23 protein-coding genes and 7 tRNA genes are annotated in these 26,654 nt (G+C 53.8%); 25 read left to right on the top strand and 5 right to left on the bottom strand.

The genetic code is table 11. The features are described from left to right. The first annotated feature begins 74 nt into the window (after positions 1-74). From ybfF to fur, 4 genes are all read left to right on the top strand, one after another. Positions 75-848, top strand: a complete 774-nt coding sequence (gene ybfF / locus ACOTW6_RS04690) for an esterase (RefSeq protein ID WP_032670343.1) — start codon at positions 75-77, stop codon at positions 846-848. A gap of 128 nt (positions 849-976) precedes the next feature. Then, the gene (gene ybfE, locus ACOTW6_RS04685; RefSeq protein ID WP_003858652.1) at positions 977-1,264 is read left to right on the top strand and encodes a LexA regulated protein; all 288 of its coding nucleotides are present in this window, start codon (positions 977-979) and stop codon (positions 1,262-1,264) included. Positions 1,265-1,419: 155 nt separating this feature from the next. Further along, positions 1,420-1,950: a flavodoxin FldA gene (gene fldA / locus ACOTW6_RS04680; protein ID WP_003858653.1), complete on the top strand. Its 531-nt coding sequence runs from the start codon at positions 1,420-1,422 to the stop codon at positions 1,948-1,950. A gap of 291 nt (positions 1,951-2,241) precedes the next feature. Beyond that, positions 2,242-2,688 (top strand): ferric iron uptake transcriptional regulator, encoded by a 447-nt coding sequence (fur, locus tag ACOTW6_RS04675; RefSeq protein WP_003858655.1) that lies wholly within the window; start codon positions 2,242-2,244, stop codon positions 2,686-2,688. A 92-nt stretch (positions 2,689-2,780) separates the two neighbouring features. Here fur and chiQ read toward each other — a convergent pair whose 3' ends face one another. From chiQ to nagE, 4 genes are all read right to left on the bottom strand, one after another. Beyond that, positions 2,781-3,107 (bottom strand): ChiQ/YbfN family lipoprotein, encoded by a 327-nt coding sequence (gene chiQ / locus ACOTW6_RS04670; RefSeq protein WP_062932311.1) that lies wholly within the window; start codon positions 3,105-3,107, stop codon positions 2,781-2,783. A gap of 47 nt (positions 3,108-3,154) precedes the next feature. Further along, on the bottom strand, positions 3,155-4,552 hold the full coding sequence (gene chiP, locus ACOTW6_RS04665; RefSeq protein ID WP_017694280.1) for a chitoporin ChiP: 1,398 nt from the start codon (positions 4,550-4,552) through the stop codon (positions 3,155-3,157). A gap of 446 nt (positions 4,553-4,998) precedes the next feature. Continuing rightward, on the bottom strand, positions 4,999-6,666 hold the full coding sequence (glnS, locus tag ACOTW6_RS04660) for a glutamine--tRNA ligase (RefSeq protein WP_045335806.1): 1,668 nt from the start codon (positions 6,664-6,666) through the stop codon (positions 4,999-5,001). Between the two features lie 169 nt (positions 6,667-6,835). Further along, positions 6,836-8,785: a PTS N-acetyl glucosamine transporter subunit IIABC gene (gene nagE, locus ACOTW6_RS04655; protein ID WP_062932194.1), complete on the bottom strand. Its 1,950-nt coding sequence runs from the start codon at positions 8,783-8,785 to the stop codon at positions 6,836-6,838. A gap of 325 nt (positions 8,786-9,110) precedes the next feature. Between nagE and nagB the strand changes: the two genes are divergently transcribed. From nagB to ACOTW6_RS04595, 12 genes are all read left to right on the top strand, one after another. Beyond that, on the top strand, positions 9,111-9,911 hold the full coding sequence (gene nagB, locus ACOTW6_RS04650; RefSeq protein ID WP_003858663.1) for a glucosamine-6-phosphate deaminase: 801 nt from the start codon (positions 9,111-9,113) through the stop codon (positions 9,909-9,911). A gap of 55 nt (positions 9,912-9,966) precedes the next feature. Beyond that, a complete protein-coding gene (nagA, locus tag ACOTW6_RS04645) occupies positions 9,967-11,115 on the top strand; it encodes an N-acetylglucosamine-6-phosphate deacetylase (RefSeq protein WP_121479194.1) in 1,149 nt (382 codons plus the stop codon). An 8-nt stretch (positions 11,116-11,123) separates the two neighbouring features. Next, the gene (gene nagC / locus ACOTW6_RS04640; RefSeq protein ID WP_121479195.1) at positions 11,124-12,344 is read left to right on the top strand and encodes a DNA-binding transcriptional regulator NagC; all 1,221 of its coding nucleotides are present in this window, start codon (positions 11,124-11,126) and stop codon (positions 12,342-12,344) included. 45 nt (positions 12,345-12,389) lie between these two features. Then, positions 12,390-13,142 carry a ribonucleotide monophosphatase NagD gene (nagD, locus tag ACOTW6_RS04635; RefSeq protein ID WP_003858667.1) on the top strand — a complete coding sequence of 251 codons (753 nt, stop codon included), beginning with the start codon at positions 12,390-12,392 and terminating at the stop codon, positions 13,140-13,142. A 250-nt stretch (positions 13,143-13,392) separates the two neighbouring features. Then, positions 13,393-15,057 carry an asparagine synthase B gene (gene asnB, locus ACOTW6_RS04630; protein WP_015571128.1) on the top strand — a complete coding sequence of 555 codons (1,665 nt, stop codon included), beginning with the start codon at positions 13,393-13,395 and terminating at the stop codon, positions 15,055-15,057. Between the two features lie 225 nt (positions 15,058-15,282). Next, a tRNA-Met gene (locus tag ACOTW6_RS04625) sits at positions 15,283-15,359 on the top strand. An 8-nt stretch (positions 15,360-15,367) separates the two neighbouring features. Continuing rightward, a tRNA-Leu gene (locus tag ACOTW6_RS04620) sits at positions 15,368-15,452 on the top strand. 23 nt (positions 15,453-15,475) lie between these two features. Then, a tRNA-Gln gene (locus tag ACOTW6_RS04615) sits at positions 15,476-15,550 on the top strand. Positions 15,551-15,582: 32 nt separating this feature from the next. Beyond that, a tRNA-Gln gene (locus tag ACOTW6_RS04610) sits at positions 15,583-15,657 on the top strand. Between the two features lie 17 nt (positions 15,658-15,674). Next, positions 15,675-15,751, top strand: a tRNA-Met gene (locus ACOTW6_RS04605). Positions 15,752-15,792: 41 nt separating this feature from the next. Further along, positions 15,793-15,867: transfer RNA gene (locus ACOTW6_RS04600), tRNA-Gln, on the top strand. Between the two features lie 34 nt (positions 15,868-15,901). After that, a tRNA-Gln gene (locus ACOTW6_RS04595) sits at positions 15,902-15,976 on the top strand. A gap of 108 nt (positions 15,977-16,084) precedes the next feature. Here ACOTW6_RS04595 and ubiF read toward each other — a convergent pair. Beyond that, entirely contained in the window at positions 16,085-17,260 is a 1,176-nt protein-coding gene (gene ubiF, locus ACOTW6_RS04590) for a 3-demethoxyubiquinol 3-hydroxylase (protein ID WP_062932196.1), read from the bottom strand. Between the two features lie 135 nt (positions 17,261-17,395). Here ubiF and miaB point away from each other — a divergent pair, with 135 nt between their 5' ends. The 9 genes from miaB to ACOTW6_RS04545 all read left to right on the top strand — a co-directional run bounded on the left by miaB (position 17,396) and on the right by ACOTW6_RS04545 (position 26,586). Next, a complete protein-coding gene (gene miaB, locus ACOTW6_RS04585) occupies positions 17,396-18,820 on the top strand; it encodes a tRNA (N6-isopentenyl adenosine(37)-C2)-methylthiotransferase MiaB (RefSeq protein WP_121479196.1) in 1,425 nt (474 codons plus the stop codon). 163 nt (positions 18,821-18,983) lie between these two features. Next, positions 18,984-20,030, top strand: coding sequence for a PhoH family protein (locus ACOTW6_RS04580; protein ID WP_045334353.1), 1,047 nt, complete (start codon positions 18,984-18,986; stop codon positions 20,028-20,030). After that, positions 20,027-20,494 (top strand): rRNA maturation RNase YbeY, encoded by a 468-nt coding sequence (gene ybeY, locus ACOTW6_RS04575; protein ID WP_003858677.1) that lies wholly within the window; start codon positions 20,027-20,029, stop codon positions 20,492-20,494. Before ACOTW6_RS04580 ends, ybeY begins: the two co-directional genes overlap by 4 nt. Before the next feature lie 84 nt (positions 20,495-20,578). Continuing rightward, entirely contained in the window at positions 20,579-21,457 is an 879-nt protein-coding gene (gene corC / locus ACOTW6_RS04570) for a CNNM family magnesium/cobalt transport protein CorC (protein ID WP_003858679.1), read from the top strand. A 5-nt stretch (positions 21,458-21,462) separates the two neighbouring features. Further along, positions 21,463-23,001: an apolipoprotein N-acyltransferase gene (gene lnt / locus ACOTW6_RS04565; RefSeq protein ID WP_063133828.1), complete on the top strand. Its 1,539-nt coding sequence runs from the start codon at positions 21,463-21,465 to the stop codon at positions 22,999-23,001. 383 nt (positions 23,002-23,384) lie between these two features. Then, positions 23,385-24,290, top strand: a complete 906-nt coding sequence (locus tag ACOTW6_RS04560) for an amino acid ABC transporter substrate-binding protein (RefSeq protein ID WP_047052994.1) — start codon at positions 23,385-23,387, stop codon at positions 24,288-24,290. Positions 24,291-24,445: 155 nt separating this feature from the next. Then, positions 24,446-25,186 carry a glutamate/aspartate ABC transporter permease GltJ gene (gene gltJ / locus ACOTW6_RS04555; protein ID WP_015571133.1) on the top strand — a complete coding sequence of 247 codons (741 nt, stop codon included), beginning with the start codon at positions 24,446-24,448 and terminating at the stop codon, positions 25,184-25,186. Then, complete coding sequence (gltK, locus tag ACOTW6_RS04550; protein ID WP_003858686.1) at positions 25,187-25,861, top strand: glutamate/aspartate ABC transporter permease GltK; 675 nt, start codon at positions 25,187-25,189, stop codon at positions 25,859-25,861. Continuing rightward, the gene (locus tag ACOTW6_RS04545; RefSeq protein WP_006809622.1) at positions 25,861-26,586 is read left to right on the top strand and encodes an amino acid ABC transporter ATP-binding protein; all 726 of its coding nucleotides are present in this window, start codon (positions 25,861-25,863) and stop codon (positions 26,584-26,586) included. Before gltK ends, ACOTW6_RS04545 begins: the two co-directional genes overlap by 1 nt. Positions 26,587-26,654 lie beyond the last annotated feature (68 nt).

Below are 26,654 nucleotides of genomic sequence, written 5' to 3'. Positions count from 1 at the left end.
GGATCCTTGCCCCCGGGCGGCAGAATGGTCAACATGATACCCTAACCTGACAAACCTAAAAAAAGAACTTTGCCATGAAATTGAATACCCGAGCGCAAACTGCACAATCGCCGAACAATAATTCTCCCATCGTACTGGTTCACGGCCTGTTTGGTAGCCTGGATAATCTGGGCGTGCTGGCGCGCGATTTAGTGACCGATCACGCGATCCTCCAGGTTGATATGCGCAATCACGGTCTTTCTGGACGCTCGGAGGAGATGACCTACGCAGCCATGGCGCAGGATCTGCGGGACACCCTCGATGCGAATAATATCCAGAAAGCGACGCTTATCGGGCATTCAATGGGCGGCAAAGCGGTGATGGCGCTCACTGCGCTGGCACCTGAGCGAATTTCCGGGCTGGTGGTCATCGACGTTGCGCCCGTCAATTACGACGTTCGCCGTCATGATGAGATTTTTACCGCCATCAATGCGGTCACCGAAGCGGGTGTCGCAACCCGCCAACAGGCGGCTGCCGTTATGCGTGAGCATCTTGATGAAGAAGGCGTGGTCCAGTTCCTGCTGAAATCGTTTGTTGACGGACAATGGCGCTTTAACGTCCCGGTACTGTGGGATCAGTATTCGCATATTGTGGGCTGGGAAACCGTCCCCGCCTGGCCGCACCCTACCCTTTTTATTCGCGGCGGCAACTCCCCTTACGTCACTGACGCGTACCGTGACACGCTGCTGGCGCAATTCCCTCAGGCTCGCGCTCACGTCATTGCCGGTGCCGGGCACTGGGTACACGCGGAAAAACCGGATGCCGTCCTGCGCGCCATTCGCCGCTATCTTACTGATACAGCGAATTGATTAAAAAGCCAGCGACCGGAAGACGACGGGCTTCCAGTCGTTGGCGTGTGGATTTGGGTGATGTATGATGGCGCGCTTATCGCCCGGGCATTAGCAGGGCGGCGTGTTTCCCCCGAAGTCTCAGAATCATGGCCAAAGAACAAACGGACCGTACGACACTAGATCTGTTCGCGAATGAGCGTCGACCGGGACGACCGAAAACGAATCCGCTTTCGCGCGATGAACAGCTGCGTATCAATAAACGCAACCAGCTTAAACGCGATAAAAATCGTGGGCTTAAGCGTGTCGAACTGAAGCTGAATGCCGATGCCGTCGATGCGCTTAACGAGTTAGCTGATGCGCGCAACATCAGCCGCAGCGAACTGATCGAAGAGATGCTGATCGCCCAGCTTGAGACGTTACGCGGCAAGGCGTGAGTCAGAAAATCCCCAATATTACCTTTTTCATGTAGCACAGAGTGCAGTCCTGCGTGATAGCTGTTTCCGCAGGGTTGCCTGTTCTGCTATTATTGCCCTTATCCGTGGACAATTTGCGCCACCATACCATTAAGTTTCAAGAGGTTATTTTACTCATGGCAATCATCGGCATTTTCTTTGGCAGTGATACCGGCAATACTGAAAATATCGCAAAAAACATTCAAAAACAGCTCGGTAAAGACGTTGCTGATGTGCATGACATCGCCAAGAGCAGCAAAGAAGATCTCGAGGGCTATGACATCCTGCTGCTGGGCATCCCGACCTGGTACTACGGTGAAGCACAGTGTGACTGGGACGATTTCTTCCCGACGCTGGAAGAAGTAGACTTCAACGGCAAGCTGGTTGCCCTGTTTGGCTGTGGCGATCAGGAAGACTATGCTGAGTATTTCTGTGATGCGCTGGGCACTATTCGCGACATCATTGAGCCACGCGGTGCGGCGATTGTCGGTCACTGGCCAACGGCGGGTTACCATTTCGAAGCGTCCAAAGGTCTGGCAGATGACGATCACTTCGTTGGCCTGGCCATTGATGAAGACCGTCAGCCAGAGCTGACCGCTGAGCGTGTAGAAAAATGGGTTAAGCAGGTTCGTGAAGAGCTGAACCTGGACGATATCCTTAACGCCTGATATCCCTGCGGCGCAACTCCGGTTGCGCCCGTTTTCCAGGTAAAACCGATTAAATTAATTGCTACAAACTTTTAACTTTTTCGCCCAGACCTGTACAATATCCCCCTGGTAAAAAGTGGGTGCCATCGAACAAGTTTGTTGGTGATACCACGTTTTTATAAGCATACTTTGCTTGAGACTTGCAGTTTTCATTTAGCCATGGCAGTTCTATAATGAGACGCATTATCCCAAGTGCATTTTCTGTCACTTCTTCTTTTGAAGTGAATCGTTTAGCAACAGGACAGATTCCGCATGACTGACAACAATACCGCATTAAAGAAAGCTGGCCTGAAAGTAACGCTTCCTCGGTTAAAAATCCTTGAAGTGCTTCAGGGGCCAGACAATCACCATGTCAGTGCGGAAGACCTTTATAAGCGTCTTATCGATATGGGTGAAGAGATTGGGCTGGCAACCGTCTATCGTGTGCTGAACCAGTTTGATGACGCGGGTATTGTTACTCGTCATAATTTCGAAGGCGGTAAATCCGTGTTCGAGCTGACTCAGCAGCACCACCACGATCACCTGATCTGCCTCGACTGTGGCAAGGTCATTGAATTTAGCGATGATTCCATTGAATCACGCCAGCGTGAAATCGCCGCCCGTCATGGCATCCGCCTGACCAACCACAGCCTGTACCTGTACGGTCACTGCGCTGAAGGGGATTGCCGCGAAAATGAACATGCGCACGACGCAAAATAAGTGAGTGTTCATACTCTGAGCCAGCCGTAAGGTTGGCTTTTTTTTGCCTGAAAAAAGCCCGGTGGCGCTGCGCTTACCGGGCGTAAAGCAACTTATTTATTGTTATTGCGAATCTCGTCCCAGATCTTATCGCAACGCTTCGCCACTTCCTGATCGTTACCGGTTTTCCGCGCCTGGATACAGGCCTGGTAATCCATCACGCGAACATTTTCCTGCGTCGCAAACTGCTCGTGCGCTTTCTCTTTTTTCAGCACATTCAGCACGCTTTGACAGGCTTCAATTTTCTCCGGCGATCCTTCGGCAGTATTAATACAGGCGCTATACGCCTCCTTCAGACGCGTGTCTTCTTTCTGCGCCTGATCCTGCGCACACGCCACCAGCCCCGATGCCAGCAGCGCAACGATTACCATTTTTTTCATCATGTGCAGTCTCCATGCTGGCGGGATCTCCCCCGCCAGCGTGTTCATCAGAAGATTGTGAATGGCGCAATGACCATGAATTTCACGTCACGTTCATCCTGGAAGATGTTGCCGTAACCGCCCGCGTAGCTCGGGATATCGGAGTGGTTGTCATACTGGGTGAAGTGCAGTTTGAACATCGTGCCTTTCGCACGGCCCTCCTGAAGGGTGTAAATCGCATCCAGGCTGTATGAAGATTCTTTCAGACGGTAGTTCGGATCGTAGTAGGCGTCTGGCGTAGCCATATCCGCTGGCTTCGCATCCCAGGCGTACGCGTAAGACGCCCCCACTGCCCAGCCAGGCAGGTTCCAGTTCTTCAGGTCATACATTGCGCCGAAGAAGACTGCCTTTTCGCCGTCGGCGTTGAAGTCAGAGCGGTTATCCCACCAGATATCCAGACGACCATTGGAAGAGGCGTAGGTTGGCGTCATACGTTGCAGGAAGTAGCCCTGCTGCCCTTCTGCCTTGACCCATGTTCCCTCCAGACGTAAATCAACCTGACCTACCTTGTAGCCGAAGGTCAGCGCCTGTAACCACGCGGTGCCGTCATAGATATCATTTACGCTGCCATCACTGACCTTGTCGCGCGTACCGTAGAACTGATAGCTGGTGCTCAGCGGGCTACCCGCGATATCAAATTTGTAGCTGGCTTTAGCAAAGTACTGATCGATATAGCCTTCAGCCTGACCAAAAGCAGCTTCCAGCACCAGATCGTTTTTGAAGTCGTACTTCGCCCCCAGCGAGTGGAGATAATCAACTTTGGTTTTTTTATCGTTCTGATAGAACTTGTCCATCTCAATGTGCCACGGCGCTTTGTACTCGTTGGTCCACATATAGGAGAAACTCAACGCCCCCGCATCGCCGTAGTCAAAATTAGCACCGGCTTCCGCCCCCTGATAGGTGCCTGGCATAAAGCTCCAGTGCGGCGCTAACAGCGTCTGGCCGGTTGGCTGGATATAACCCCCACGCGCCCAGACCGGGCCATATTTGAATTTTGCAGCCGCTTTATACAGGCTGATACCGCTTTTATCGCCGGACCAGTCTTCATCGTAGGCTTTATTGCTGGAGGAGAACGCAATTTCGTTCGGATGGCCGCTGTCGCCATTTTCGGCCATTTCAATTGCGGTGAACGCTGCAATATCGATCCCGAACATATCGGCAGCATATCCCGACTGGAAATCCAGGTTGGCGTTCCAGGTCGAGTGAGAAAGGTTGGTTTTGTATTTATCTTCAGTGACGTCTTTACGGTCACGCTCACGCTGCCAGTAATAAATACCGCCCGTAAGGGTAGAATCTTCAATGAAACCTGCTGCTTTTGCCTCTGGCGCAACCACCAGGCCCGACATTGCTGTTACACCGGCGATAGCCAGCGCCAGCGCACTACGTTTGCCACTGAACGTACGCATAGATTATTCCTCTTTGACGAATTAAAACGCCTTAAACGGCGAAAAACAGAAAAGACCAAGTGGTCAGGGGTAGTCAGAAATACCCTCGAATTAACTACCGTCTTTAGGTTATTTTTCGCGACGCGAATTATCAATGCTTTTAATCAGGCAAAAGTCAGGATTATGACGAAGAGCACATATTTCGTAGTGCTTTGTAACATTTACCGGGAAGCGAGTACTGGCGGGGGAATGCGCTAATTTTCAGTAAGTAACATTGATATTGTGAATATATTTTTCAGCGTTTCTCTTTTTGGAAAACAACAAACTTTTTTAAATAAAATAAGTAGCACCACATTGACCTGGAATGTTGGCTTTAAATGATTATCCCGATGCCTAACGACATGATCGTTAAATAAAAAAACGCCGCATTACGCGGCGTTTGTTTCTCATTGACCAGGGCAGCGTTATTATTCGCCGATCTTAGTCCAGGTATCACGCAGACCGACGGTACGGTTAAATACCGGTTTTTCTGCCGTGCTGTAACGGCTGTCCAGGCAGAAGTAACCCTCACGTTCGAACTGGAACGCTTTACCGGCTTCAGCGGCTTTCAGAGACGGCTCGGCATAACCCTGCTTGATAATTAGTGACTCAGGGTTGATAACCGCCAGGAAGTCCTCCGCAGCGCCTGGGTTAGGTACGCTGAACAGACGATCGTAGAGACGGATCTCAACCGGCAGCGCATGCTGCGCGCTCACCCAGTGGATTACACCTTTCACTTTACGGCCATCCGCCGGATCTTTACTCAGCGTCTCTGCGTCGTACGTACAGAAGATTGTCGTGATGTTACCTTCCGCATCTTTCTCTACGCGCTCGGCTTTGATCACATAGGCGTTACGCAGACGCACTTCTTTGCCCAGCACCAGACGCTTGTACTGCTTGTTCGCTTCTTCGCGGAAGTCGGCACGATCGATCCAGATTTCACCGCTGAACGGCACGTCGCGGGTGCCCATTTCCGGTTTGTTAGGATGGTTAGGCATCGAGACCCGTTCGCTTCCGCCCTGCGGATAGTTTTCGATAACCAGTTTCACGGGATCGATCACTGCCATCGCGCGCGGCGCGTTTTCGTTCAGGTCTTCGCGAATGCAGGATTCCAGAGACGCCATTTCGATGGTGTTGTCCTGCTTGGTAACGCCGATGCGTTTGCAGAACTCACGAATGGACGCCGAGGTGTAGCCACGACGACGCAGGCCAGAGATGGTCGGCATACGCGGGTCGTCCCAGCCTTCAACGTGCTTGTCGGTGACCAGCAGGTTCAGCTTACGCTTGGACATCACGGTGTATTCCAGGTTCAGACGAGAGAATTCGTACTGACGCGGATGCACAGGAATGGTGATGTTATCCAGCACCCAGTCGTACAGGCGACGGTTGTCCTGGAATTCCAGCGTGCACAGAGAGTGCGTAATGCCTTCCAGCGCATCGCTGATGCAGTGGGTGAAGTCGTACATCGGGTAGATGCACCACTTGTTACCGGTCTGGTGGTGTTCAGCGAACTTAATGCGGTACAGCACCGGATCGCGCATCACGATGAACGGAGACGCCATATCGATTTTGGCACGCAGACACGCTTTACCTTCTTCGAAGCCCCCGGCACGCATTTTTTCAAACAGCGCCAGGTTCTCTTCCACGCTACGATCGCGGAACGGGCTGTTTTTGCCAGGCTGAGTCAGCGTACCGCGGTATTCACGGATTTCGTCAGCAGACAGCTCGTCGACGTATGCCAGGCCTTTGTTGATCAGTTCAACCGCATAGGCATACAGCTGATCGAAATAGTCTGAGGAGTAGCAGATATCGCCAGACCAGTTGAAGCCCAGCCATTGCACGTCGTTTTTAATCGACTCAACGTATTCGATGTCTTCTTTTACTGGGTTGGTGTCATCGAAACGCAGGTTGCACTGCCCCTGGTAATCTTGCGCAATACCAAAGTTCAGGCAGATCGATTTGGCGTGACCAATGTGCAGGTAGCCATTTGGCTCCGGCGGGAAACGCGTGTGGACTGTGGTGTGCTTACCACTGGCCAGATCTTCATCGATGATCTGACGAATAAAGTTACTCGGGCGGGCTTCTGCCTCACTCATCGTGGATTCCTCAAAGCGTAAACAACGTATAACGGCATATGATCTTATAAGCCGGACGTAGTGACAACCCTTAAAACGTCCCGGAAGAAAATAATGGGGGCAATTGCTGCAAAAAAAAGCGGCGGAGGATATCCCCCGCCGCTAAAGGCATAACTCTACTCAGGAGCGATTACTTGCCTTTAATCTCATACAGTGGCGTCTGGCCTGCAACTACCTGCCCCTGCGCCTGGATCACCAGACCGCTGAAGTCGTCGATGTTGCTGCACACTACCGGGCTTATCATGGAGCGCGCGTTGGCATTCAGGAAGTCCAGATCCATTTCCAGAATCGGCTGGCCTGCCGCCACTTCTGCGCCCTCTTCCACCAGGCGAGTAAAGCCCTGACCGTTCAGCGCAACGGTATCGATACCCATATGGACTACGATCTCCGCGCCTTTTTCCGTTTCCAGGCAGAACGCGTGGTTGGTGTTGAAGATTTTCACGATAGTACCGGCTGCCGGAGAGACCACGGTTTTGTCCGTAGGTTTCACCGCCACGCCGTCACCGACCGCTTTGCTGGCGAACGCTTCGTCAGGCACCTGCTCAAGCGCAACAACGTCACCTGTCACCGGAGAAACCAGCGCAGCGATGGTCACCGCGTTTGGCACAGCCTGCGGTTTTGCAACCGGCGCGTCAGCCACTGGCGCGTTATCCGTTGAGGCGGCAGCGACCGGCCCACGGGCAACCACTTTTTTCATTTCATCGCCGATAGATTCGGCTTTCGCACCCACGATTACCTGGATGGTTTGTTTGTTCAGTTTCACCACACCAGACGCACCCAGGCGTTTGCACATTGCATCGCTCACGCGCGCGGAGTCACCTACGGTCAGACGCAGACGGGTAATACAGGCATCGATCGCTTTCAGGTTGTCGGTGCCACCCACAGCGGCAATATAGCTGGTTGCCAGCTGGGTTAAACCTTCTTCGGTATTGCTGTTGGCTTCACTGGTCACAACATCATCTTTCGTATCTTCGCGGCCCGGCGTCTTCAGGTTAAACATACGAATAACCGCGCTGAACAGAACGAAGTAGATAACGAAGAAGATCAGACCCATCACCATCAGCATCCAGACGTTGCTGCTTGCCGCCGGCAGGTTGTACATCAACACATAGTCGATGGCGCCTGCGGAGAAGGAGAAGCCAGCATGGATACCCAGAAGGGTTGCGACGAACAGGCTGATACCGGTCAGGATCGCGTGCATCAGATACAGCAGCGGAGCCAGGAACATGAACAGGAATTCCAGTGGCTCGGTCACGCCGGTCAGGAAGGCGGTGATCGCAACGGACAGCAGCATCCCGCCAACCATTGGGCGACGCGCTTTCGGCGCAGCCAGGTACATTGCCAGCGCCGCGCCAGGCAGACCAAACATCATGATTGGGAAGAAGCCAGACATGAACATGCCCGCGGTGCCGTCGCCTGCGTAGAAGCGGTTGATATCACCGTGGAATACCGCGCCAGCCGCGTTGGTGAACTCACCAATCTGGAACCAGGCGATGGTGTTCAGTACCTGATGCAGACCGGTTGGGATCAGCAGACGGTTAATGAAACCGAAGATGCCCGCGCCCATTGCGCCCGCAGACACGATCCACTCGCCACCCGCATGGATAGCATGCTGCACCGGTGGCCAAACGTAGCCAAAGATGGCGGCGAGGATCAGACAGAAAAAGCCCGTCGCAATCGGCACAAAACGTTTACCGCCGAAGAAGCTCAGGAAGTCAGGAAGTTTGATACCTGCCCAACGGTTGTACACGGCGCCACCGACCAGGCCGGTAATGATACCTGCCAGCACACCCATGTTGATTTCAGGGTTGATGGTTACCATCGCTTTCGTGAGGATGAAGTAACCGACAGCCCCTGCCAGTGCCGCGGCACCAGCGCTGTCTTTTGACCAGCTTGACGCCACACCGATGGCGAAAATCAGCGCCAGGTTGTCAAAAATTGCGCCGCCTGCCTGGGCAATAAACGGCACGTTAAGAAGATCGGGTTGCCCGAATCGCAGCAGCAACGCTGCAACCGGTAGCACGGCGATAGGGAGCTGCAAAGCCCTACCGAGGCGCTGGAAAAAACCTAAAATATTCATCCTATTCCCCCTACGAGACCCTTTGTTAAGACTCGCGCATAAACTATGTTTTTATTGTGTCACGAACGATAGATACAGTTGATGATTCACTGGCAGTGTGAGTGTGTGAAAAATTAATTCGTATCGCAAATTAAACACCTATTTTTTGTGATTATTGTCACCAAATATCGTATTAAACCCTCCCTTTCACTGGCTAACGACGAAAACTTATTTTATCATTCAAAAAATCAAGACGGATTGATCCGGCCTGAAAGGTTCCAGGTTACGCTTAGTTCAGGTTGCACTAATCATCCGCCCACTTTTACTTAAACTTTAGAGGTGAATAATGAGACTGATTCCCCTGGCAACAGCTGAACAAGTCGGAAAATGGGCTGCTCGTCATATCGTTAACCGCATCAACGCGTTCAAACCCACAGCCGATCGTCCTTTCGTTCTCGGTCTTCCAACCGGCGGCACGCCCCTGACCGCGTATAAAGCTCTGGTTGAAATGCACAAAGCGGGCCAGGTTAGCTTTAAACACGTTGTGACCTTCAACATGGACGAATATGTCGGCCTGCCGAAGGAACATCCGGAAAGTTACCACAGCTTTATGCACCGTAATTTCTTCGATCACGTTGATATTCCGGCTGAAAACATTAACCTGCTGAATGGAAACGCGCCTGATATTGACGCAGAATGCCGTCAGTATGAAGAAAAAATCCGTTCCTACGGTAAAATCCACCTGTTTATGGGCGGCGTAGGCAACGATGGTCATATCGCGTTCAACGAACCGGCATCTTCACTGGCTTCCCGTACCCGTATTAAAACGCTGACCCATGATACGCGCGTGGCTAACTCCCGCTTCTTTGACGGCGACGTCAATCAGGTGCCTAAATACGCGCTGACCGTGGGCGTGGGCACGCTGCTGGATGCCGAAGAGGTGATGATTCTGGTGCTGGGCGCGGTGAAAGCGCAAGCGCTTCAGGCTGCCGTTGAAGGCAACGTGAACCATATGTGGACGATCAGCTGCTTACAGCTGCATCCAAAAGCGGTTGTCGTGTGTGACGAACCGTCCACTATGGAGCTGAAAGTGAAAACGCTGAAATACTTCAACGAGCTGGAAGCTGAGAACATCAAAGGTCTGTAATTGAATAACCGCCTCTTTTATCCGGGGCGGTCGCTTTTTTTAACCGGGGGTCGATATGTACGCTTTAACCCACGGTCGGATTTATACCGGCCATGAAATTCTGGATGACCATGCGATTGTAATCGCTAATGGCCTGATTGAACGTGTTTGCCCGCTGGCGGAACTGCCGCCGGAGATCGAACAGCGTTCCCTCAATGGAGCAGTAATCTCCCCCGGTTTCATCGACGTACAGCTCAACGGCTGCGGCGGTGTCCAGTTTAACGATACCGCAGAGGCGGTATCGGTTGAAACGCTGGAAATCATGCAAAAAGCCAACGAGAAATCGGGCTGCACCAGCTATCTGCCAACGCTGATCACCAGCAGCGATGACCTGATGAAACAGGGTATCCGCGTCATGCGCGAATACCTGGCAAAACATCCGAATCAGGCGCTGGGCCTGCACCTGGAAGGACCCTGGCTGAACATGGTCAAGAAAGGCACCCATAACCCAAACTACGTGCGTAAACCGGATGCCGAGCTGGTGGATTACATGTGCGCCAATGCCGATGTGATCACCAAAGTCACGCTGGCACCGGAAATGACCGGCACGGACGTTATCAGCAAACTGGCCGCCGCCGGGATTGTGGTGTCTGCGGGCCATTCGAACGCGACGCTGAAAGAGGCGAAGGCCGGTTTCCGCGCAGGGATTACGTTTGCCACACACCTTTATAACGCGATGCCCTATATTACTGGCCGCGAACCGGGACTGGTTGGCGCAATTCTGGATGAACCAGACGTCTACTGCGGCATTATCGCCGACGGTTTGCATGTCGATTACACCAACATCCGCAACGCCAAACGCCTGAAAGGCGAAAAGCTCTGCCTGGTCACGGATGCTACCGCTCCGGCAGGGGCGAATATTGACCAGTTCATTTTTGCTGGTAAAACAATATACTACCGGAATGGACTGTGTGTGGATGAGAACGGCACGCTGAGCGGTTCTTCTCTGACGATGATCGAAGGGGTACGTAACCTCGTTGAACATTGCGGCATCGCGCTTGAGGAAGTGCTGCGCATGGCCACGCTTTATCCGGCGCGCGCCATTGGCGTTGATAAACAGCTCGGCGGTATTGCGCCAGGTATGGTTGCAAACCTGACGGCGTTCACACACGATTATAAAATTATTAAGACCATCGTTAATGGTAACGAGGTCGTCACTGAGTAAGTAAAAGTATGACACCAGGCGGACAAGCTCAAATCGGTAATGTCGATCTCGTTAAACAACTTAACAGCGCGGCAGTTTATCGCCTGATTGACCAGCACGGGCCAATCTCACGCATTCAGATAGCCGAACAAAGCCAGCTTGCTCCCGCCAGCGTGACAAAAATTACACGTCAGCTTATTGAGCGCGGCCTGATCAAAGAAGTTGATCAGCAGGCCTCCACCGGTGGCCGCCGCGCGATTTCCATCGTCACGGAAACCCGCAATTTTCAAGCCATTGGCGTTCGCTTAGGACGTCATGACACCACGCTTACGCTCTACGATCTGAGCAGCAAGGCCATTGCCGAAGAACACTACCCCCTTCCTGAGCGCACGCAGGAGACGCTTGAACACGCGTTGCTGAATACCATTGCGCATTTTATCGAAAGCTGTCAGCGCAAGATCCGTGAACTCATCGCCATCTCGGTGATTTTGCCCGGCCTGGTTGACCCGGAAAGCGGCGTTATTCGCTACATGCCACATATTAAGGTAGAGAACTGGGGGCTGGTTGAGGCGCTGGAAAAGCGCTTCAAGCTGACCTGCTTTGTTGGTCACGATATTCGCTCGCTGGCGCTGGCGGAGCACTACTTTGGTGCGAGCCAGGACTGCGAAGACTCTATTCTGGTGCGCGTTCACCGTGGTACAGGTGCGGGCATCATCTCGAATGGCCGCATTTTTATTGGTCGTAACGGTAACGTAGGCGAGATTGGTCATATCCAGGTGGAACCGCTTGGCGAGCGTTGCCACTGCGGTAACTTTGGCTGTCTTGAAACCGTTGCCGCCAATGCCGCCATTGAACATCGCGTTCGCCATCTGCTGGAGCAGGGTTACCAGAGCCGCGTCACGCTGGACGAGTGTAAGATCGGCGCCATCTGCAAAGCGGCAAACAAAGGCGATGCGCTGGCCTGCGAAGTGATCGAACAGGTAGGACGCCACCTGGGTAAGACCATCGCCATTGCCATCAACCTGTTTAATCCGCAAAAAGTGGTGATTGCCGGCGAGATCGTTGAAGCCGAAAAAGTGTTACTGCCCGCCATTGAAGGCTGCATCAATACCCAGGCGCTGAAGGCATTTCGCCAGAATTTGCCGGTGGTGCGATCTACGCTCGATCACCGCTCGGCAATTGGCGCATTCGCCCTGGTAAAACGCGCCATGCTGAACGGGATCCTGCTGCAACATTTGCTGGAATCCTGATCGGACCTTATAGTAACGCCTTCTTTTTTAGATGTCGGATTGTCCATGACCATTAAGAATGTAATTTGTGATATCGACGGCGTGTTGATGCACGACAACGTTGCCGTGCCGGGTGCTGCGGAGTTTCTTCACCGCATCATCGACAAAGGAATGCCACTGGTTCTTCTCACGAACTACCCTTCACAGACTGGTCAGGATCTGGCAAACCGCTTTGCTACCGCAGGCGTCAACGTCCCGGACAGCGTGTTTTATACCTCTGCGATGGCGACCGCGGATTTCCTGAAGCGTCAGGAAGGCAAAAAAGCCTATGTGGTTGGCGAAGGTGCGCTGATCCACGAGCTGTATAAAGCGGGCTTCACCATCACCGACGTGAACCCGGACTTTGTCATCGTGGGCGAAACGCGCTCCTTTAACTGGGAGATGATGCATAAGGCAGCCTACTTTGTCGCCAACGGTGCGCGTTTTATCGCCACCAACCCGGACACGCACGGTCGTGGTTTTTATCCCGCCTGCGGTGCGCTTTGCGCCGGTATCGAAAAAATCTCGGGTCGTAAGCCGTTTGTTGTCGGTAAACCGAGCCCGTGGATCATCCGCGCCGCACTGAATACGATGCAGGCACACTCAGAAGAAACCGTCATTGTGGGCGACAACCTGCGTACCGATATTCTGGCTGGCTTCCAGGCGGGGCTTGAAACCATCCTGGTGCTTTCTGGCGTTTCACAGCTTGATGACATTGATACGATGCCGTTCCGGCCAAGCTGGATTTACCCCTCTGTCGACGAAATCGACGTTATTTGATTCAGAACCACGCCCCAGGGCGTGGTTTTTCATTTCTGCCGACTGAAAACATCACTTCATCTAACGAAACCAGCCATTCATTGAGAAATCATCAACAGAATCGCTTAAGACATACTCTTTTTTTAAGATTCGGCAATTGCCATTGCACTTTTTACGTTTTCATCGGTAAAACGCTTGCGCCCCCTCCCCCTTTTGCGGCATTTTCATAAGCAAGCAACATCACAACGCAACAGGGTTAACGGAGAAGGTTATGTGTTCTATTTTTGGCGTACTGGATATTAAAACTGACGCGGGCGAACTGCGTAAAAAAGCACTCGAATTGTCCCGCCTGATGCGCCATCGCGGTCCGGACTGGTCAGGCGTTTACGCCAGCGATAAAGCGATTCTGGCTCACGAACGTCTCTCCATTGTTGATGTCAACGCTGGCGCACAGCCGCTGTATAACGAGAAAAAAACGCACGCGCTGGCTGTTAACGGTGAAATTTACAACCATCAGGCGCTGCGCGCCGAGTACGGCGATCGCTACGCGTTTCAGACCGGCTCAGACTGCGAAGTGATCCTGGCGCTGTATCAGGAGAAAGGCCCGGAGTTCCTCGACGACCTGCAAGGGATGTTCGCCTTCGCCCTGTACGACAGCGAAAAAGACGCTTACCTGATTGGCCGCGACCATATCGGTATTATCCCGCTGTACATGGGACACGATGAGCACGGCAACTTCTACGTTGCCTCAGAAATGAAAGCCCTGGTACCGGTGTGCCGCACCATCAAAGAGTTCCCGGCAGGTAGCTACCTGTGGAGTAAAGACGGCGAGATCCGCCCGTACTACCAGCGCGACTGGTTTGATTATGAGGCGGTGAAAGACAACGTGACGGACAAAGCCGAACTGCGTCAGGCCCTGGAAGAGTCAGTGAAAAGCCACCTGATGTCAGATGTCCCCTACGGCGTACTGCTCTCCGGCGGTCTGGACTCCTCCGTGATCTCCGCGATCACCAAGAAATTCGCCGCACGTCGCGTGGAAGATCAGGAGCGCTCTGAAGCCTGGTGGCCGCAGCTGCACTCCTTTGCCGTGGGTCTGGAAGGGGCACCTGACCTGAAAGCCGCCCAGGAAGTGGCGAATCATCTCGGCACGGTGCACCATGAAATTCACTTCACCGTACAGGAAGGTCTGGATGCGATCCGCGACGTGATCTATCACATTGAAACCTATGATGTGACCACCATTCGCGCCTCCACGCCGATGTATTTGATGTCGCGGAAGATCAAAGCAATGGGCATCAAGATGGTGCTCTCCGGCGAGGGTTCTGACGAAGTGTTTGGCGGTTACCTCTATTTCCACAAAGCGCCAAACGCCAAAGAGCTGCATGAAGAAACGGTGCGTAAGCTACAGGCGCTGCACATGTTTGACTGCGCGCGCGCCAACAAAGCGATGTCCGCCTGGGGTGTGGAAGCCCGCGTGCCGTTCCTCGATAAGAAATTCCTTGATGTGGCGATGCGCATCAACCCGCAGGACAAAATGTGCGGCAACGGCAAAATGGAGAAACATATCCTGCGTGAATGTTTTGAATCCTACCTGCCGGCGAGCGTGGCGTGGCGTCAGAAAGAGCAGTTCTCGGATGGCGTGGGTTACAGCTGGATCGACACCCTGAAAGAGGTGGCGGCGAAACAGGTTTCTGATCAACAACTGGAAACTGCGAGCTTCCGTTTCCCGTACAACACGCCAGCCTCGAAAGAAGCGTATTTGTATCGTGAGATCTTTGAGGAGCTGTTCCCGGTTCCAAGCGCAGCCGAGTGCGTACCGGGTGGTCCTTCGGTCGCCTGCTCTTCTGCTAAAGCCATTGAATGGGATGAATCCTTCAAAGCGATGAACGATCCGTCAGGACGTGCGGTGGGCGTTCACCAGTCTGCTTATAAATAATGTTCAGAGTATCATCAGGCCCTCCGGGGCCTGATTTTTTTGCCTCTCTTTTCTCCGCATAAAATCGATTAATAACCAATAATTGTCGAATATTCGGCCTCGCTGTTCGCAACCTAACCAAACAGTCACATTCCGGCTATTTTCATTGAAAAAGGTGTTGACGCTGCAAGGGTCTATACGCATAATGCGCCCCGCAACGCCGATAAGGTAACGCGAAAAAAAGATGGCTACGTAGCTCAGTTGGTTAGAGCACATCACTCATAATGATGGGGTCACAGGTTCGAATCCCGTCGTAGCCACCATCTTTTTTGCGGGAGTGGCGAAATTGGTAGACGCACCAGATTTAGGTTCTGGCGCCGCAAGGTGTGCGAGTTCAAGTCTCGCCTCCCGCACCATTCCCAGGTAAGCGTTGCACGGATGGGGTATCGCCAAGCGGTAAGGCACCGGTTTTTGATACCGGCATTCCCTGGTTCGAATCCAGGTACCCCAGCCATATTTCTTCGATCATGCGGTTCTCCGCGGTATTGGGGTATCGCCAAGCGGTAAGGCACCGGTTTTTGATACCGGCATTCCCTGGTTCGAATCCAGGTACCCCAGCCATCGAAGATTGCAGTACTGGCTACGTAGCTCAGTTGGTTAGAGCACATCACTCATAATGATGGGGTCACAGGTTCGAATCCCGTCGTAGCCACCATATTTATGTTATCGAATACGATTCGGTAAACTGAACATTGTTGGGGTATCGCCAAGCGGTAAGGCACCGGATTCTGATTCCGGCATTCCGAGGTTCGAATCCTCGTACCCCAGCCACTTTAAAGTCGTTAAGCAGTTTGTTTAACGCAATTGGGGTGTCGCCAAGCGGTAAGGCTCTGGTTTCTGATACCAGCATTCCGGGGTTCGAATCCCTGCACCCCAGCCACTTAAAACAAACAAGCCCGCTCTGCGGGCTTTTTTGTTTTTGTTGCTCAGAATAGTGCGGCCTGATGCCCTCACCCTAACCCTCTCCCACGGGGAGAGGGAATAAAGATTAGAGTCCGAGGGCATATTTCAGTGCCTGACGCTTCAGACCACCGGCACGTTCCGCTGCCATCAACCCAATATTGCGCACTATACGCACCGGACCAACATCATTGCTAAACCCGGCATAGAACAGATCCATCCCCGACTGCATAATGAAGTTATCCGCCATGCGGCGCGTCTGGTAGCGCTTCAGTACCTGAAGGCTGGCCCAGGCTTCCGCATGGGCGCGAGCGTTCCCCAGCACATCCAGTAACGCATCGACGTCACGGTATCCCAGATTCACCCCCTGCCCCGCCAGCGGATGAATGGTGTGCGCCGCGTCCCCCACCAGCACCAGTCCTTCACGGGCATACTGCAACGCATGGCGTCGCATCAGCGGGAATGCGCCGGCGGCAACCGGGGTCACGTTGCCCAGACGGCTCGGGAAGTGCTGGCGAATTTCGCGCTGCAACTGATCCATGGACAGACCCTGCAACTGTCGAATGCGCGCCGGTTTGTCGTACCACACCAGCGAAGCCCAGTTATCAAACAGCGGTAAGAATGCATGCGGGCCGTTCGGCGTAAAATGCTGCCAGGTGCTTTCGCCCGGCGCGTTTTCTGACTGCACGGTGATCAGCATGCAGGACTGCTGGTACTGCCAGGCATGGATCCCAATGCCTGCCATCTGCCTGACCTGCGAGTTCGCGCCATCCGCCCCCACCACCAGCTTCACGGCCAGCTCATCGTCGTTATCCAGCGTCAGGAGATACCCGCCCTCATGACGATGCAGGCCTTTCAGCGAGTCCGGAACGCGCAGCGTCACCTTCGGGTGCGCCTCCAGCGCCTGCCAGAGTGCCTGCTGGAGCACGTTGTTTTCCACCATATAGCCCAGGCGCGGCAGTTTCAGCTCGGCGGCATCAAACGACACGTGAGCATTTTCCCACTCCCAGGTTTCAAGACGGCTGTAAGGGTGCGCGCGCATCGCCAGCACCGCCTCCCAGACGCCCAGCCCGCGAAGCAGATCAACAGAGGCCGCGCTGATGGCGGAAATACGCACGTCCGGTTGGCTGGCAGGATCGAATGCCGGCGGAGCCGCCTGTTCAATAACGGTTACGTCAAATCCCTGCTGCGCCAGCCCCAGCGCCAGTGCGCCGCCGACCATACCGCCGCCAACAACGGCAACTTCGGTGTTCAGGAGTGTCATGGTCACTATTCCTTATTGAAGAATACCTTAAGTTTACCGGATTTTTGCGGCCCTGAGGTTGACAACCTTCATACTGGTCACAACCGCACCAAAGCATTACAATACGCGGCTTGCAATCCTGAGCTGAGCAAGTCGATGACTAAAAAACTCCATATAAAAACCTGGGGCTGTCAGATGAACGAATACGATTCATCGAAGATGGCCGATCTGCTGGATACCACCCACGGATACCAGCTGACTGAAAATGCGAAAGAAGCCGATGTGCTGCTGCTGAACACCTGTTCAATTCGTGAAAAAGCACAGGAAAAAGTCTTTCATGTGTTAGGCCGCTGGAAGCTTCTCAAACGGAAAAATCCGGACCTGATCATTGGCGTGGGTGGCTGCGTCGCATCGCAGGAAGGTAAGCTGATCCGCCAGAGAGCCCCCTATGTGGATATCGTTTTTGGCCCTCAGACCCTGCACCGCCTGCCAGAGATGATTAATCAGGTTCGCGGCAGCCGTAGCCCGGTGGTTGACGTGAGCTTCCCGGAGATCGAGAAATTTGACCGACTGCCAGAGCCGCGCGCTAATGGCCCGACCGCCTTCGTCTCCATCATGGAAGGCTGCAACAAATACTGTACTTACTGCGTGGTGCCTTATACCCGCGGTGAAGAAGTGAGCCGCCCGGCAGACGATATTCTGTTTGAAATCGCGCAGCTTGCCGCGCAGGGCGTTCGCGAAGTGAACCTGCTGGGTCAGAACGTGAACGCCTGGCGCGGGGAAAATTACGACGGCACCACCGGCAGCTTTGCTGAACTGCTGCGTCTGGTGGCGGCGATAGACGGCATCGACCGTATTCGCTTTACCACCAGCCATCCGATGGAATTTACCGACGACATTATTGACGTCTATCGCGATACGCCAGAGCTGGTGAGCTTCCTGCACCTGCCGATCCAGTGCGGCTCTGACCGCGTGCTGAACCTGATGGGCCGTCCACATACGGTGCTCGAGTATAAGTCCACCATCCGCAAGCTACGTGAAGCGCGCCCGGATATCCAGATTAGCTCCGACTTTATCGTCGGCTTCCCTGGCGAAACCGCTGATGACTTCGAGCGCACCATGAAGCTCATCGGCGAGGTGAATTTCGACGTCAGCTACAGCTTCATCTTCTCTGCGCGCCCGGGCACCCCTGCGGCCGATATGGTTGACGATGTGCCGGAAGAAGAGAAAAAGCAGCGTCTGTATATTCTACAGGAACGTATCAACCAGCAGGCCAACGCCTGGAGTCGTCGTATGCTCGGCACTGTCCAGCGTATTCTGGTGGAAGGCACTTCCCGTAAGAGCATCATGGAACTGTCTGGTCGAACCGAAAATAACCGCGTGGTGAATTTTGAAGGCACCCCGGACATGATCGGTAAGTTTGTGGACGTCGAGATTGTCGAAGTGCTCACGAACTCGCTGCGCGGGAAGGTGGTACGCACTGAGGACGAAATGGGTCTGCGAATTGCCGAGACGCCTGAGTCTGTTATCTCTCGCACCCGCAAAGTCAACGACTCTGGCGTGGGCATTTACCAGCCGTGATCCTCCTGGCCTGCCTGTCCGGCAGGCCTTGTATTTCCTCTCATCACCCCCAATATCTACCGCAACGCTTGCGCCTTTATTCTGTGGCGTGAATAATTTCGGTAATGACCGTTTTATTACGCCGTGTGGCGGCGAGTCAGTTAACTACTCAAAGAGGAACAGTTTGAACATAGATACGCGTGAAATTAGCCTTGAGCCCGCAGACAACGCTCGCCTGCTGAGCCTGTGCGGGCCGTTTGATGACAACATCAAACAACTGGAGCGACGTCTGGGTATCGAAATCAATCGTCGCGATAACCATTTCAAACTCACCGGACGCCCAATCTGCGTCAACGCCGCGGCAGATATTCTCCGCAGCCTGTATGTTGATACCGCCCCGATGCGCGGTGAGATCCAGGATATTGAACCTGAACAGATCCACCTGGCCATCAAAGAGGCGCGCGTGCTTGAGCAGAGCGCGGAAAGCGTGCCGGACTATGGCAAAGCCATCAACATCAAAACTAAACGCGGCGTGATTAAGCCTCGTACCCCGAACCAGGCGCAGTACATCGCCAATATTCTCGACCATGACATCACCTTCGGCGTGGGCCCGGCGGGTACGGGTAAAACCTATCTGGCCGTTGCTGCTGCGGTCGATGCGCTTGAGCGTCAGGAGATCCGCCGTATCCTGCTGACCCGCCCTGCTGTTGAAGCCGGTGAGAAACTCGGCTTCCTGCCAGGCGATTTAAGTCAGAAAGTGGACCCCTACCTGCGCCCGCTGTATGACGCGCTGTTCGAAATGCTCGGCTTCGAGAAAGTTGAAAAGCTCATCGAGCGTAACGTGATTGAAGTGGCCCCGCTCGCCTACATGCGTGGCCGTACGCTTAACGACGCGTTCATCATTCTGGATGAGAGCCAGAACACCACTATCGAACAGATGAAGATGTTCCTGACGCGTATTGGCTTTAACTCGAAAGCGGTTATCACCGGTGACGTCACCCAGATTGACCTGCCGCGTAACACCAAATCGGGTCTGCGTCACGCCATCGAAGTCCTGGCCGAGGTAGAGGAAATCAGCTTTAACTTCTTCCACAGTGAAGACGTGGTACGCCACCCGGTGGTCGCGCGTATCGTTAACGCTTATGAGGCCTGGGAAGAGGCAGATCAGAAGCGCAGGGCCGAACTGGCCGCAGAACGTAAGCGCGAAGCGCAGGAGCAAGAACAGAAATGAGTCAGGTGATCCTCGATTTACAGCTGGCCTGTGAAGATAATTCCGGCATGCCAGAAGAGGCACAGTTTCAGAAATGGCTGGATGCCGTTATCCCCCAGTTTCAGGAAGAATCAGAGGTCACGATTCGCCTGGTGGATGAAGCAGAAAGCCATGAGCTCAACCTGACCTACCGCGGGAAAGATAAGCCGACCAACGTGCTCTCTTTCCCGTTCGAAGCCCCTCCGGGCATTGAGATGCCGCTGCTGGGCGATCTGATCATCTGCCGTCAGGTGGTTGAGCAGGAAGCCAAAGAGCAGCAAAAGCCGCTGGAAGCGCACTGGGCACACATGGTGGTGCACGGTAGCCTGCATCTTCTGGGTTACGACCATATTGAAGATGACGAAGCAGAAGAGATGGAATCCCTCGAGACAGAGATAATGCTTGCTCTGGGCTATGAGGATCCGTACATTGCCGAGAAAGAATAGTCAGTCACTGACTACCATGCCGCCGCGCAGGGACATAGCGCGGCGGTTAACGTTGAACTAACAAGAGAACCCTTAACAAACGCCATGAGCGACGACAATTCACACAGTAGCGACACGACAACCACTAAAAAGGGATTTTTCTCTCTCATTCTGAACCAGCTTTTCCACGGCGAACCGAAAAACCGTGATGAACTGCTGGAGCTGATTCGTGATTCCGGGCAGAACGACCTTATCGACGAAGATACGCGCGAAATGCTCGAAGGGGTGATGGACATCGCCGACCAGCGCGTCCGCGACATCATGATCCCCCGCTCGCAGATGATTACCCTGAAACGCAACCAGACGCTGGACGAGTGCCTCGATGTGATTATCGAATCGGCTCACTCACGTTTCCCGGTCATCAGCGAAGACAAAGATCACATTGAAGGGATTTTGATGGCGAAAGATCTGCTGCCGTTTATGCGCAGCGATGCCGAAGCCTTCAGTATGGAAAAGGTGTTACGCCCGGCCGTGGTTGTGCCGGAAAGTAAACGTGTGGATCGGATGCTGAAGGAGTTTCGCTCCCAGCGCTATCACATGGCGATTGTTATTGATGAATTTGGTGGCGTTTCCGGTCTGGTCACAATCGAAGACATCCTTGAGCTGATCGTGGGCGAAATCGAAGATGAGTATGACGAAGAAGAGGATATCGACTTCCGTCAGCTGAGCCGCCACACCTGGACCGTGCGCGCGCTGGCCTCCATTGAAGACTTCAACGATACCTTTGGCACCAGCTTCAGCGATGAAGAAGTGGACACCATTGGTGGTCTGGTGATGCAGGCCTTCGGCCATCTTCCGGCCCGCGGTGAAACCGTTGACATCGATGGTTACCAGTTCAAGGTCGCAATGGCTGACAGCCGACGTATTATTCAGGTTCATGTCAGAATGCCGGACGACTCACCGGTGCCAAAACTGGAAGATTAATGTAAATGGCATTTGCCCCACTCTTTGAACGCCAGCGCGTCCGTTTGCTGCTGGCGCTGTTACTCGGAGCCAGCGGTACGCTGGCTTTTTCTCCTTACGATATCTGGCCGGCCGCTATTCTCTCCCTGATGGGGCTACAGGGTCTTACCCTGAACCGCCGTCCGGTACAGGCCGCGGCCATTGGCTACTTCTGGGGGCTGGGGCTGTTTGGCTCTGGTATCAACTGGGTCTACGTCAGTATCGCGCAATTTGGCGGAATGCCGGGGCCGGTTAACGTCTTCCTGGTTGTGCTGCTCGCCGCCTATCTCTCGCTCTACACCGGCCTGTTCGCGGGCATCCTCTCTCGCCTGTGGCCAAAAACGACCTGGCTGCGCGTGGCGATAGCGGCACCCGTTGTCTGGCAAATCACCGAATTTCTGCGCGGCTGGGTACTGACCGGTTTCCCGTGGTTGCAGTTCGGCTATAGCCAGGTAGACGGCCCGCTGAAAGGCCTGGCCCCGGTCATGGGCGTGGAGGCGATCAACTTCCTGCTCATGGCGGTCAGCGGCCTTCTGGTGCTGGCTCTGGTGACACGTAACTGGAAGCCGCTGGTTGCCGCGTTAATCCTGTTTGCCCTGCCCTTCCCGCTGCGTTATATCCAGTGGTTTACGCTGGAGCCCGCGCGCGCCACGCAGGTTTCTCTGGTCCAGGGCGATATCCCGCAGTCCCTGAAATGGGATGAGAATCAGCTGCTGAACACGCTGAAAATCTACGCCAACGCCACTGAAAAGGTGATGGGCAAATCGCAGCTCATCATCTGGCCTGAGTCTGCGATCCCGGACCTGGAGATCAATCAGCAGCCCTTCCTGAAGATGATGGACGATCTGCTGCGCGCGCGCGGCAGTACGCTGATCACCGGAATTGTGGATGCGCGTCTCAATCAGCAGAACCGCTATGACACGTACAACACGATCATTACGCTCGGTAAGGACAGCGAATACAGCTATACCTCCACCAATCGCTACAACAAAAACCACCTTGTACCGTTTGGCGAATTTGTTCCGCTGGAATCAATTCTGCGCCCACTGGCACCGTTCTTTGATTTGCCGATGTCCTCATTCAGCCGGGGCCCTTACGTTCAGCCGCAGCTGCATGCGCACGGTTTTGCCCTGACGGCCGCCATTTGCTACGAGATTATCCTCGGCGAGCAGGTGCGCGATAATTTCCGCCCGGACACCGACTATCTGCTGACCATCTCAAACGATGCGTGGTTCGGTAAATCGATTGGCCCGTGGCAGCACTTCCAGATGGCGCGAATGCGTTCTCTGGAGCTGGCGCGTCCGTTGCTGCGCAGCACCAATAACGGCATTACCGCTGTGATTGGTCCGCAGGGTGAAATCCAGGCCATGATCCCGCAGTTTACCCGTGAGGTGTTGACCACTAACGTCACGCCAACTACCGGGCTTACCCCTTACGCGCGCACCGGGAACTGGCCGCTGTGGATCCTGACTACGCTGTTCGGTTTTGCCGCCGTACTGATGAGCCTGCGTCAGCGTCGTAAATAACCTTACCTTCTGTTGCCGGGTGGCGGCTACGCCTTACCCGGCCAACTTTCCGGCACCGCCGCCACCCAACAATTTCCTCCCAAACTGCAATTCTGGCACGCCTGTTGCTTTATTTATTCACGCAAACGCTGTCTGGCTTAACGTGCAACCTTGTCGCACCAGCGTAGATCATCGGTAGCACCGAAAAGGTGCAACGAGGGATTATTGCCTCTGAATGGTGCGGCGCGCTTCGCAAAAATAAACAATAACGCAGCAAAATCTTTACATTAAGCCAGACTAAATGTTAACAAGCTTGCATAACACTGCACTCGCATTGCGCGAGATATAACAACATCACAATGGGTATCTATGCGTCACTGGCGCTGATAAGAAAGGAGTTGGGTATGCAATTACGTAAACTGGCCACAGCAATGCTGGTTATGGGAATGTCTGCGGGGGTTGTCCACGCTGAAGACGCTCCGGCAGCAGGAAGCACTCTCGACAAGATTGCCAAAAACGGCGTGATCGTGGTCGGCCACCGTGAATCTTCTGTCCCGTTCTCTTACTACGACAACACGCAAAAAGTCGTGGGCTATTCACAGGATTACTCCAACGCCATCGTTGAAGCCGTGAAGAAAAAGCTGAACAAACCTGACCTGCAAGTGAAGCTGATCCCCATCACTTCACAAAACCGTATTCCTCTGCTGCAAAACGGCACATTTGATTTTGAATGTGGCTCAACCACCAACAACCTTGAGCGTCAGAAACAGGCCGCTTTCTCGAACACCATCTTCGTTGTGGGCACCCGCCTGCTGACGAAGAAAGGCGGCGATATCAAAGATTTTGCTGACCTGAAAGGCAAAGCGGTTGTCGTGACCTCCGGTACCACGTCCGAAGTGCTGCTGCACAAGCTGAACGACGAGAAGAAAATGGACATGCGCATCATCAGCGCGAAAGACCATGGCGACTCCTTCCGTACCCTGGAAAGCGGCCGTGCTGTTGCGTTTATGATGGATGACGCCCTGCTGGCAGGCGAGCGCGCGAAAGCGAAGAAACCAGACAACTGGGAAATCGTCGGTACCGCCCAGTCGAAAGAAGCCTACGGCTGTATGCTGCGTAAAGGTGACGAGGACTTCAAGAAACTGATCGATGACACCATCGCTCAGGCGCAAACCTCTGGCGAAGCGGCAAAATGGTTCGACAAATGGTTCAAAAACCCAATTCCACCAAAAAACCTGAACATGAACTTTGAACTGTCTGACGACATGAAAGCGCTGTTCAAATCACCAAACGACAAAGCTCTTAACTAATTAGAACGACAGGGGCGGGCTCTCCTGCCCTCTCGATTGTCGGGAAGCATGGACAGACTATACGTTGAGTGGTCGTTCCCCACTCAGCGCAAAAATTGAGCTTCTCACCAATCTTCGAGGGTAGCGCTGCTACCCTTTTTTTTCTGGAGTTTACTATGTCAATTGACTGGAACTGGGGCATCTTTCTGCAACAAGCCCCGTTCGGCAACACCACCTATCTCGGCTGGCTGTGGAGCGGCTTTCAGGTTACCGTTGCGTTATCGATAACGGCGTGGATTATCGCGTTTCTTGTCGGTTCGCTGTTCGGTATTCTGCGTACCGTCCCTAACCGTTTTCTCTCTTCGATTGGCACGCTCTATGTGGAACTGTTCCGTAACGTTCCGCTGATCGTGCAGTTCTTTACCTGGTATCTGGTGATCCCGGAACTGCTGCCGGAAGATCTCGGCATGTGGTTTAAGGCCGAGCTGGATCCTAACGTACAATTTTTTGTCTCCTCCATGCTGTGTCTGGGGCTGTTCACCGCTGCGCGCGTCTGCGAGCAGGTACGTGCCGCCATACAGTCACTGCCGCGCGGGCAAAAGAATGCGGCACTGGCGATGGGCCTGACTCTGCCTCAGGCCTACCGTTACGTACTGCTGCCGAACGCTTACCGCGTCATCGTTCCGCCGATGACGTCCGAGATGATGAACCTGGTAAAAAACTCGGCTATCGCCTCAACCATTGGTCTGGTAGATATGGCGGCGCAGGCGGGCAAACTGCTGGATTATTCCGCTCACGCATGGGAATCCTTCACGGCGATCACGCTCGCCTATGTTCTGATTAACGCATTCATCATGCTGGTGATGAACCTGGTTGAACGCAAAGTACGCCTGCCGGGCAATCTGGGGGGCAAATAAATGTACGATTTTGACTGGAGTTCTATTGTTCCCTCCATGCCCTATCTGCTGGATGGACTGGCAATCACCTTAAAGATCACCGTTATCGCCATTATCGTCGGTATTGTCTGGGGCACCCTGCTGGCAGTGATGCGCCTGTCGAGCTTTAAGCCGCTCGCCTGGTTTGCCACGGCTTACGTTAACGTGTTCCGCTCCATTCCACTGGTCATGGTGCTGCTGTGGTTTTACCTGATTGTTCCCGGCTTTTTACAGAACGTACTGGGACTGTCGCCAAAGACCGATATCCGCCTGATCTCTGCCATGGTGGCGTTTTCCATGTTTGAAGCCGCCTACTACTCAGAGATCATCCGCGCAGGTATTCAGAGTATCTCTCGCGGGCAGTCCAGCGCTGCGCTGGCGCTCGGTATGACGCACTGGCAGTCCATGAAGCTCATAATTCTGCCGCAGGCGTTTCGCGCCATGGTTCCGCTGCTGCTGACGCAGGGCATCGTCCTGTTCCAGGATACCTCCCTGGTCTACGTGCTGAGTCTGGCAGACTTCTTCCGTACCGCCTCCACCATTGGCGAACGTGACGGAACGCAGGTTGAGATGATCCTCTTCGCGGGCGGGGTCTATTTTGTGATTAGTTTAAGCGCATCGCTGTTGGTCAGCTGGCTGAAGAAAAGGACGGTATAATGATTTCCCTGAAAAATGTTTCTAAATGGTATGGGCACTTTCAGGTGCTGACCGACTGCTCAACAGAAGTGAAAAAAGGCGATGTGGTGGTAGTTTGCGGCCCGTCCGGTTCCGGTAAGTCGACGCTTATCAAAACCGTTAATGGGCTGGAACCTGTCCAGCAGGGCGAGATTGTCGTTAACGGCACCAAAGTGAATGACCGCAAAACCAACCTTGCCCAGCTTCGCTCCCACGTAGGGATGGTGTTCCAGCATTTTGAGCTGTTCCCTCACCTGTCCATCATTGAGAACCTGACGCTGGCGCAGGTCAAAGTGCTGAAGCGCGACAAAAAAGCGGCGCGCGAAAAGGGGCTGAAGCTGCTGGAACGCGTCGGGCTGTCTGCGCATGCGGATAAGTTCCCGGCGCAGCTTTCGGGCGGGCAACAGCAGCGTGTGGCAATCGCGCGTGCGCTGTGCATGGATCCGGTGGCGATGCTGTTTGATGAGCCGACGTCGGCGCTCGACCCTGAGATGATCAACGAAGTGCTGGACGTCATGGTGGAGCTGGCGCACGAAGGGATGACCATGATGGTGGTGACGCACGAAATGGGCTTCGCCCGTAAAGTGGCCAACCGCGTGATCTTCATGGATGAAGGGAAAATTGTTGAAGACTCACCGAAAGAAGAGTTCTTCGCCAATCCTAAATCTGAACGAGCAAAAGACTTCCTCGCCAAAATCCTGCATTAATCTTTTTAGTGCGCAATCTGCGGATTGCGCACTGCTTCACGCTTTAGATCTCTTTTTCTATTCGGCGT

The sequence above is a fragment of the Enterobacter cloacae complex sp. IR5403 genome, assembly GCF_049238705.1.
In the GTDB taxonomy this organism is placed as follows: domain Bacteria; phylum Pseudomonadota; class Gammaproteobacteria; order Enterobacterales; family Enterobacteriaceae; genus Enterobacter; species Enterobacter hormaechei_C.
Note: the sequence above shows the minus strand (reverse complement) of the source record. Positions and strands in the feature narration are given on the sequence as shown.

Coding starts and splice junctions, on each gene's coding strand:
- chiQ (WP_062932311.1), bottom strand. CDS start 3,107: ATGAAAAAAATGGTAATCGTTGCGCTGCTGGCATCGGGGCTGGTGGCG.
- ubiF (WP_062932196.1), bottom strand. CDS start 17,260: ATGACACTCCTGAACACCGAAGTTGCCGTTGTTGGCGGCGGTATGGTC.
- gltJ (WP_015571133.1), top strand. CDS start 24,446: ATGTCAATTGACTGGAACTGGGGCATCTTTCTGCAACAAGCCCCGTTC.
- nagB (WP_003858663.1), top strand. CDS start 9,111: ATGAGACTGATTCCCCTGGCAACAGCTGAACAAGTCGGAAAATGGGCT.
- fur (WP_003858655.1), top strand. CDS start 2,242: ATGACTGACAACAATACCGCATTAAAGAAAGCTGGCCTGAAAGTAACG.
- nagD (WP_003858667.1), top strand. CDS start 12,390: ATGACCATTAAGAATGTAATTTGTGATATCGACGGCGTGTTGATGCAC.
- lnt (WP_063133828.1), top strand. CDS start 21,463: ATGGCATTTGCCCCACTCTTTGAACGCCAGCGCGTCCGTTTGCTGCTG.
- miaB (WP_121479196.1), top strand. CDS start 17,396: ATGACTAAAAAACTCCATATAAAAACCTGGGGCTGTCAGATGAACGAA.
- nagA (WP_121479194.1), top strand. CDS start 9,967: ATGTACGCTTTAACCCACGGTCGGATTTATACCGGCCATGAAATTCTG.
- nagC (WP_121479195.1), top strand. CDS start 11,124: ATGACACCAGGCGGACAAGCTCAAATCGGTAATGTCGATCTCGTTAAA.
- corC (WP_003858679.1), top strand. CDS start 20,579: ATGAGCGACGACAATTCACACAGTAGCGACACGACAACCACTAAAAAG.
- glnS (WP_045335806.1), bottom strand. CDS start 6,666: ATGAGTGAGGCAGAAGCCCGCCCGAGTAACTTTATTCGTCAGATCATC.
- ybfF (WP_032670343.1), top strand. CDS start 75: ATGAAATTGAATACCCGAGCGCAAACTGCACAATCGCCGAACAATAAT.
- gltK (WP_003858686.1), top strand. CDS start 25,187: ATGTACGATTTTGACTGGAGTTCTATTGTTCCCTCCATGCCCTATCTG.
- fldA (WP_003858653.1), top strand. CDS start 1,420: ATGGCAATCATCGGCATTTTCTTTGGCAGTGATACCGGCAATACTGAA.
- ACOTW6_RS04545 (WP_006809622.1), top strand. CDS start 25,861: ATGATTTCCCTGAAAAATGTTTCTAAATGGTATGGGCACTTTCAGGTG.
- chiP (WP_017694280.1), bottom strand. CDS start 4,552: ATGCGTACGTTCAGTGGCAAACGTAGTGCGCTGGCGCTGGCTATCGCC.
- ACOTW6_RS04560 (WP_047052994.1), top strand. CDS start 23,385: ATGCAATTACGTAAACTGGCCACAGCAATGCTGGTTATGGGAATGTCT.
- asnB (WP_015571128.1), top strand. CDS start 13,393: ATGTGTTCTATTTTTGGCGTACTGGATATTAAAACTGACGCGGGCGAA.
- ybeY (WP_003858677.1), top strand. CDS start 20,027: ATGAGTCAGGTGATCCTCGATTTACAGCTGGCCTGTGAAGATAATTCC.
- nagE (WP_062932194.1), bottom strand. CDS start 8,785: ATGAATATTTTAGGTTTTTTCCAGCGCCTCGGTAGGGCTTTGCAGCTC.
- ybfE (WP_003858652.1), top strand. CDS start 977: ATGGCCAAAGAACAAACGGACCGTACGACACTAGATCTGTTCGCGAAT.